3 protein-coding genes are annotated in these 2016 nt (G+C 34.0%); all 3 read right to left on the bottom strand.

Features of this window, described 5'->3' with window-relative positions:
- Positions 1–124: YitT family protein (locus AC1DTM_RS24075; RefSeq protein WP_477001063.1), on the bottom strand; the 124-nt coding region annotated here is incomplete at its 3' end.
- Positions 125–241: 117 nt separating this feature from the next.
- The gene (locus AC1DTM_RS24070) at positions 242–571 is read right to left on the bottom strand and encodes a PH domain-containing protein (RefSeq protein ID WP_016103343.1); all 330 of its coding nucleotides are present in this window, start codon (positions 569–571) and stop codon (positions 242–244) included.
- Positions 572–732: 161 nt separating this feature from the next.
- On the bottom strand, positions 733–1710 hold the full coding sequence (locus tag AC1DTM_RS24065; RefSeq protein ID WP_016103342.1) for a LacI family DNA-binding transcriptional regulator: 978 nt from the start codon (positions 1708–1710) through the stop codon (positions 733–735).
- Between the last annotated feature and the right edge of the window lie 306 nt (positions 1711–2016).

Raw genomic sequence — 2016 nt, 5'->3', positions numbered from 1 at the left:
CCGTTAGACCGATGATTCCACCTTCTGATAAACGGTTTGGAATTGCGAAGTAATTAATACCAATTGCAAATAGTAATGAACCGATTGTAATTAATGCGATTTCCTTTATACGTTGATTAACCATAGTTCATCCCTCCCCCCATTTGACATTGTATCACTATCTCCTAGAGGTTTAGAAGTGGTTTTTATTACGCATTCTTTCTCATAATGACCATGATATTATGTTTAAACAAAGGGGTGATTAATTATTCATATTTGCTCTAACTGCACGAACAAATTGCTCCACATTCCCTTTCTGAATATACTTAGCTCTAACGGTTTCATGATTACAAGTAAACTCGAAACATGGACGGAAATCTATGTCATCTATATGCAAATATGAGTAATCTTTAAATATTGCGGGATAGTACGGAAATTTCCCGTAAAAAAGGAGACGTCTAGTAGTGGCAGCAAAAATTCCATGTTGATAACATAGCGTAAAATTATCATTCTCAAATATCCCTACCATAAAGGCCAAAATCTCTTCGTCATCCTTTACATATTTTTTCATACTCGATAAAAGTTCATTCATGCATATTCCTCCAAATTCCATTCATTGTTTTAACACTCGAAAAGAATCCATGGATTATTACATACCGGTGTAAATCATTTATAAAGTATGAAACGCGTTTCCTGTCAAAGACATTTCAAAAAAATAATCCGTTATGCGATTATACACATAACGGATAAATACTAAACCGTGGAGCGTTCCACAAGTTTATACGGAATTTCCATCTTTTCTTGTTTAGAACTCTCATCACTTACTTGCCTGTAAAACATTTCAAAAGCCGTCTTACCTATTCCCTTTAAATTTTGGTCAATGGTTGTCAGTTGTAAAACTTGAGAAATCGGTTGATTATCAAAACCAATAATCGCTAAATCTTCAGGAACTTTAATACCTAATTTTTTAACTTCTGTCATGATCCCAATAGCAACTTCATCCCCTGCCACTATTAATGCTTCAGGAGGATTCTCCATCTCCTTGAATTGATGTGCAACTCTTACACCATCTTCTAATGTAAAGCATTCTGTGAAAATCCGATCTTCCATCACTTCTTCATCTATTAATTGTAGCTGTTGTTTATAAGCATCAAAACGTTTCTTACTACTTGGCCCTAACTTTCTTCCCGTACAATATCCAATCTTCTTATAACCTTTTTCAATAAGGTAACTCATCCCTAATTGAAAGGCATTAAAATGATCTGTATATACACTCGATATGCTTTCAATATCATTATCCTCACAAGCAATAACCGCCCCATATGCTGCATAAGGCTCTATAATTTCCCACTCATTGGCACGAGAACAAATGATAAGACCGTCTAGTTGCTTTGTTTTCAACATATGTAAACTTTTCATTTCTTCTTTTTTATTGTAGTTCGTTTGACAAAGAAGCACTCGATAATTATGAGCTAACGCAACTTCCATCATTCCACCCACCATCGCATCAAAAGACGGATGATTAATATAAGGTAAAATCACGCCAACAATATTCGTCTTTCCTTTTGATAAATGAACAGCATTTGCATTTTGTGAGTAATTCAATTTCTCAACTATTTCTAAAACAACTTTCCTTTTTTCTTCACTTACATATGGATGATCATTTAATACCCTCGAAACAGTCGTAACTGAAACCCCAGCCATCTTTGCAATATCTTTAATATTAGCCATACACTCACCTCTACTTTTAACTTAATAAATCACATGAACATATGTCAAATCTTCTCATCATTACACTTTCATTTGTTTTTCTTACAAAAGTGTAATTTTCCTGTAAGCTAATTCGATAGTGACTCTCCGTAATATTTCATACAATTAAGTCAGAAACAAGGCAACAACTATTCGAAAAGGGGCGGATCTATATGATGAACAAAATGAAAACGAACAATTTCTTAAATACAATGGGCATGGTATTTTCCGCTCTTATCGATGCAAAAGCTGTTGCTTCTACATTAAACAAGTAAGGAGAATTTATAA

The sequence above is a fragment of the Bacillus sp. P4_D3 genome (assembly GCF_056401855.1).
The sequence above is the reverse complement of the archived record's forward strand: the minus strand, read 5'-3'. Positions and strand labels throughout refer to the sequence as shown.

Coding starts and splice junctions, on each gene's coding strand:
- AC1DTM_RS24070 (WP_016103343.1), bottom strand. CDS start 571: ATGAATGAACTTTTATCGAGTATGAAAAAATATGTAAAGGATGACGAA.
- AC1DTM_RS24065 (WP_016103342.1), bottom strand. CDS start 1,710: ATGGCTAATATTAAAGATATTGCAAAGATGGCTGGGGTTTCAGTTACG.